We start from the raw sequence: 5,485 nt of genomic DNA on the forward strand, positions 1-5,485 counted from the left end.
CGACCTGCGCCCGCTGCGCCCGCCGGCCGGACGGCGGTCGTCGCGCAGGATGCCGGTGCGCCGGGCGGTGGTGGGCGTACTGGTGCTGGCCGCCGTGGCCGCGCTGGTGTTCTTCACGACGCGCGGCACTCACCCCCGCCCGGCCGAACCGGCCCGCTCCCCGCACCAGCGGACCGCCACGCCCTCACCCGTGCCGAGCGCGGTGACCCCGTCCCCGGCCCAGGCATCCCCGAGCGCGCGAAGGCCGTGAACCGCCCTGGGCGGCCCCGGCGTTCGGGCATGCCCCGACGCCCGGGGCGGTCTCGGCGCCCGGGGAGGTCTCGGACCCGTCGCCCGAGGACCCGTCCGGGACCTGCCGAGTTCCGGTCGGGTGAGGCCGGGCGGCCCCTGCCTCGGCGGCGGGTGCTGCCTCGCCCCGGCCGTCGTACGGTCGACGGGAAGCCTCCGTCGCGCACCCGTGCCTCATCGAGCGACGGGCCGGCCGAAGCCGCTACTTCGTGCGGGGCCTGAGCAGGTCCCGCACGAGGGTGTCCAGCAGATCGCCGGGGACGGCCGCCCCTGTCAGGGCGCGGTAGACGACCGGGCCGACGAGGGCGTCCATCGTGGCGTCGGGCCCCAGTTCGGGCGACACCTCGCCGGCGCTGACGGCGCGCGTGAGCATGTCGCGTTCCTGGTCGCGGCGGGGGCCGAGGTAACGCTCGTGGAGGCGTTCGGCCGTGCGGGAATCGTGCTGCGCCTCGGCGAGGAGCGCGAGCAGCACCTTGCCGGCGGGGTCGACCGCGAGGAAGCGCGCGAAACCGGTCAGGTAGTCACGGATGCTCGCCGCCGTGGGCTCCGTCGTCGGGACCGGGAAGCGTTTGTCGCTGTCCTCCACCAGTGTGTCGAGGAGGATCTCGACCTTGGAGGGCCACCAGCGGTAGATCGTCTGCTTGGCGACGCCGGCACGCCGCGCGATGGCCTCGACGGTGAGGGCGTTGAAGCCGTGCTCGGCGAGCAGATCGTCCGCGGCGTGCAGCACAGCCAGACGAGCGGTCTCGTCGCGCCGGTTACCGGAGCGCGGCCTGCGGGGCCGAGGGCTGGAAGCGGGCATGCGAGCCACCATACCCGCAGCTCATCGGCGCGAGTATTGTCTAGACGCGACGTCGCGTCTAATCTGAGCGCCCACCTCGGAACGGAGTGACCGTGTCACCAACGACCAAGCGCCAGGCCCTCGTCGTCGGAGCCTCTCGGGGGTTAGGTCTCGCCCTCGCCCACGAGCTCGTTCGACGCGACTGGCAAGTGATCGCCACCACCCGCCAGGAGAGCGGTGAGCTGCTCGCGGCCGCCGGCGCCTGGGCCGGACAACTGGAGGTCGAAACGCTGGAGATGACCAGCTCCGAGCAACTGGAGTCCCTGCGGCAACGCCTGACAGGCCGTCGGCTGGACCTGCTCTTCGTCAACGCGGCGATCGACCGGGGTGATCTGCCCATCGACCGGGTTCCGGTCGGCATGTTCACCGAGGTGATGGTCACCAACGCGCTGAGCCCCCTGCGCGTCCTGGAGTGCCTGCGCACTCTCCTCGCGCCCGGCGGAACCGTAGCGGTCATGTCCTCGGAACAGGGCAGCGTCTCACTGAACACAGAGGACGGGTACGACCTCTACAAGTCCAGCAAGGCGGCGCTCAACCAGCTGATGCGCAGTTACGCCACCCGCCATGCCGGCGACGGACACACCACACTGCTCATCGATCCCGGCCACAACCGGACCCGTCTCGGCGGCCCCGACGCCCCGCTCAGCCCGCAGGAGACCATCCCGGCCGTCGTCGACGTCCTGGAGGCGCAGGCGGGCGCACCCGGCCTGCGATTCCTGGACCGACACGGTGAGACCGTCCCGTGGTGACGTCCAGGGCGGTACAGGACCGCTGACGGGACGCGAGCGCGTTCGGCAGGTGACGGGAGCGGGCGGGTCGCCCTCGCCCGCACCGGGCGTCCGAGACGTCCGGCCACAGCAGCTCGGGCCGCCGGGCGGGGCCGGGCCGGCGTGAGGTCGGACACCGTCGGCGGACGGCGGCCGCCCCGCATACTGGCGTCACCAGTCGACCTCGGGGGGTTTGTGTGCTGCTGCTCGATCTCGCCACCGTAGCGCCGCGTGACCGGGTGGACGCCTTCCACCACGCCCTGACGGACTCCTCCGTACCCAACGACGTCCTCCACGAGGAGCCCGCCTCCGGCATCCACGCCCGGATGGAGATGTGGCGGGTGGGGGATCTGGACCTGTTCGCCACCCGCAACTCCGGCTTCGAGGTGCGGCGGACGCAACGGCACGTGCGGCACCACAGGAACGATCCCGTGGTCTCCGTGTCGTTGCAGCCCGAAGGGGTGCACCGGGCCGAAGTCGCCGGTCGGCGGCGGCTGTTGGGGGTCGACGACATCTGCGTGTTCCACGAGTTGTCGTCACGCGTGTACGGCTGGTCCGGCGACGGGGCGTCCCGGTCCGTGATGTTCGACATGCGCCGGCTCGGCCTGCCCGTGCACGTCGTGGAGAAGGCGGCCGCGCGGCTGCGGGCCAGCCCGCTGCACGACCTCGTCCTCGACCACCTGCGGGCCGTGTGGCGGGACCCGGACCGGCTGGAAACCGACCCCGGCGCACCGGAACTGGCGTCCGCGACCACCGGTCTCGTCCGCGCGCTGCTGCTGTCGGCCGCGCACGCCGAGGAGTCCGCCGAGGTCAGGTCGGTCATGGACGACACCCTGCTCACCCGGGTCATGGCATACGCCCGCCGCCACCTCGCGGAGCGCACGCTGACACCCGAGCGGATAGCGGCCGAGCACGCGATCTCCGTACGCCGGCTCTACGGACTGCTCGGTGAGGCCGGGATCAGCCTGGAGCAGTGGCTCATCGCGGAACGCCTGGGCGAGGCGCGCCGGATGCTGGCCTCACCCCGGTACGGCCGGCTCACCGTGGCGGCGGTCGCCGCGCGATGCGGGTTCAGCAGCCCGAGCCACTTCAGCCGCCGTTTCCAGGCGGCGTACGGGGTGGCGCCGAGCGTGTGGCGGCGGCTGCGGAGCGAGGAGGCGCCGGACCCGGCCGGGTGATCCGGCCCGCGGTGGGTGCCCTCGGCTCAGGCGAGGTGCAGAGCGGTGTGCAGCGTGTCCGTCACCTGGATGCGCGCGGCTCTGGACGCGTCCGTGCGGCGGAGCATGTCGAACAGGACGAACGCGTGGATCGTCCCGTGGTACCGGATCGACACGACGGGGACCTCCGCCTCCCGCAGCATTCCGGCGTATGCCTCGCCCTCGTCACGGAGCACGTCCGCCTCGGCGGTGAGGACGAGCGCGGGCGGCAGGCCCCGGAGGGAGGCGGTGGGGGCGCGCAGGGGGGAGACGTCCTGGTGCGTCCGGGTCCGCGGGTCCGGCGCGTACCGCTGCCAGTACTCCTCCATGGCGGCGCGGCTCAGGAAGTAGCCCTCGGCGAACTGGTCGTAGGAGGGCGTGTCCATCGCCGCGTCGGTCACCGGGCACAGCAGCACCTGGTGGCGGAAGTTCGGACCGCCGCGCTGCCGGGCCGCCAGGGTGAGCGCGGCGGCCTGCTGGGCGCCCGCGCTGGCCCCGACGACGGCCATCCTGCTGCCGTCCAGCCGGCACTCCCGTCCGTGCCGGGCGATCCACCGGGCCACCGTGTACGCCCGCTCGACGGCGCCCGGATGCCGTACGTCGTCCGGGGTGTCGTACTCCGGGACGACCACGGCGGCGTCCGCTCCGAGGACGAGGTCGGTCACCAGGTTCCGGTGGGCGTACGCGTCGGTCAGCATCCAGCCCACCCCGTGCAGGTAGAGGACGACCGGCAGGGCCTCGTCGCTGCCCGCGGGGCGCAGGATGCGTACCCGGATCCGGTTGCCGCCGCCGCCGGGCAGGGCCAGCCACTCCTCCTCGACGTCGGGTTCGTCCTGGCCGCCACCGTCCCACAGCGCCGTCATGCGGGCCCTGGCGGCGGCCGCACCCGGCCCGTCGTCCGTGGACTCGGCTATCGCGTACGTGTCGACGAAGGCACGGGTCAGCCGCTCCAGAACAGGCGCGGACCGGGGAGCCGGGACGTGGTCTTGCAAGACAACTCCTGCGCGGCGACGAGGCGTTCGGGAGAGCCGCCGACCCCCGAGGCCGGGGCGGGCAGGGGCTCGGCACCGGAGGCGGCTCCACCGGCACGGGTGACCAGAGTAGGGCGGACACGGCGTAGTCCGACCCCCGCCGCCGCCCGGATTCTTGCCCCTGCCTGCACACTTGGGCACGGGCGGCCGAGCGCGCGCTCCCTCCCCCCGCACGGGCGGCCGGGCACCGCCCCGCGCGCACGCCCGCGGCCGGAACCGCACCCCAGCCCGCGCATCCCGCACGGATGGCCGGGCACCGCCCCGCGCACACGTCCGCGGCCGGAACCGCACCCCGGCCCGCGCATCCCGCACGGATGGCCGGGCACCGCCCCGCGCACACGCCCGTGGCCGGAACCGAGCCCGGCCCCGTGTGTCCGCGCGGTCAGTCGTGCTCGCGGCCGGTGTCCCGGGCCGGCCGGGTACGGCTGCGCCAGTCGCTGGGCGACATCCCGTACGCCGTGCGGAAACTGCGGCTGAAGTGGGTGGCGTTGGCGAAGCCCCAGCGTCTGGCCACCGCGGACACCGCGATGTCACCCGTGCCGGGGCGGGCCAGCTCGCGCCGCGCCTCCTCCAGACGACGGTGCTGGATCCACCGGCCCACCGTGCTGCCCTGGCCCTCGAAGAGCTTGTGCAGATAGCGGACCGAGATGTGCTGGGCCTCGGCGACGGTTGCGGGCGTCAGGTTCCGGTCCCACAGGCGGGTGTCGACGTAGACGCGTATGCGCTGCATCAACCGCTCCTGTTCGGGGGAGAGTTCATCCCCCGTCGTCCGCTCGTCCGCCACGGCGAGCGAGTCGACGAACCCGGCGATCGTCGCGGCCCCCCGGAGCGCCGTCGAGGGCGGACAGGTGGGCAGGCCACCGAGGAACTGCCGCAGGAACGGGCCGAGCAGGGGTGCCACGGGCCCGTCGGCGAAGGGGGTGCGGGCCCCCAGCGTCCGCACCTGGCGGTCGGTGAGGGCGAGGGCGAGCCGTGGCACGCGTACGAGGTGCAGCTCGAAGTCCTCCGACTCGTGCAGGACGAAGGGATCCGCTCCGTCGCAGACGAAGATGTCGTCGGGCCCACAGGCCGCGGTGCCGTTCTGCCGGACCAGGGTCGCCCGGCCGGAGGAGTGCACGCCCAGCGTCAGATGCGGATCGGTGGTGTCCTCGTCGGAGCCGACGAAGGACCGGGCCGCTCCCCGGTACGTGCTCACCCGCAGCAGGCCGAGGGTACGGACCCGGTCCGGTCCGGTGAAGCGGGCGGCGGCGCGCACCTGAGCCGGCAGGAACGGCCGCGACAGCGCGGGCACCGGCGCGCCGGCCAGGGCCGGTCGCGGAAGCGGGAGCCGGCCGGCGTCGGCGCCGCGCACCGCCGCGCGGG

At 74.0% G+C, this 5,485-nt stretch carries 6 protein-coding genes; 3 read left to right on the forward strand and 3 right to left on the reverse strand.

Going from position 1 to position 5,485, the window contains the following annotated elements; all coding sequences use genetic code 11:
* Positions 1-250: hypothetical protein (locus GT045_RS15140; protein WP_161334476.1), on the forward strand; the 250-nt coding region annotated here is incomplete at its 5' end.
* Between the two features lie 240 nt (positions 251-490).
* Here GT045_RS15140 and GT045_RS15145 read toward each other — a convergent pair.
* A complete protein-coding gene (locus GT045_RS15145) occupies positions 491-1,090 on the reverse strand; it encodes a TetR/AcrR family transcriptional regulator (RefSeq protein WP_161289532.1) in 600 nt (199 codons plus the stop codon).
* Between the two features lie 92 nt (positions 1,091-1,182).
* On the opposite strand from GT045_RS15145, the gene GT045_RS15150 reads away from it, so the two are divergent.
* Both GT045_RS15150 and GT045_RS15155 read left to right on the forward strand, forming a co-directional pair.
* Positions 1,183-1,878, forward strand: a complete 696-nt coding sequence (locus tag GT045_RS15150; RefSeq protein WP_161334477.1) for an SDR family NAD(P)-dependent oxidoreductase — start codon at positions 1,183-1,185, stop codon at positions 1,876-1,878.
* A 215-nt stretch (positions 1,879-2,093) separates the two neighbouring features.
* Positions 2,094-3,074 (forward strand): AraC family transcriptional regulator, encoded by a 981-nt coding sequence (locus GT045_RS15155; RefSeq protein WP_161334478.1) that lies wholly within the window; start codon positions 2,094-2,096, stop codon positions 3,072-3,074.
* Positions 3,075-3,100: 26 nt separating this feature from the next.
* Here the strand turns inward: GT045_RS15155 and GT045_RS15160 are convergent, their stop codons facing one another.
* Together GT045_RS15160 and GT045_RS15165 are read right to left on the reverse strand one after the other, a co-directional pair.
* Positions 3,101-4,084 (reverse strand): alpha/beta hydrolase, encoded by a 984-nt coding sequence (locus GT045_RS15160; protein WP_161334479.1) that lies wholly within the window; start codon positions 4,082-4,084, stop codon positions 3,101-3,103.
* A 421-nt stretch (positions 4,085-4,505) separates the two neighbouring features.
* Complete coding sequence (locus GT045_RS15165; protein WP_161334480.1) at positions 4,506-5,474, reverse strand: helix-turn-helix domain-containing protein; 969 nt, start codon at positions 5,472-5,474, stop codon at positions 4,506-4,508.
* Positions 5,475-5,485: the final 11 nt, after the last annotated feature.

It is taken from the genome of Streptomyces sp. SID486, assembly GCF_009865385.1.
Lineage (GTDB): Bacteria > Actinomycetota > Actinomycetes > Streptomycetales > Streptomycetaceae > Streptomyces.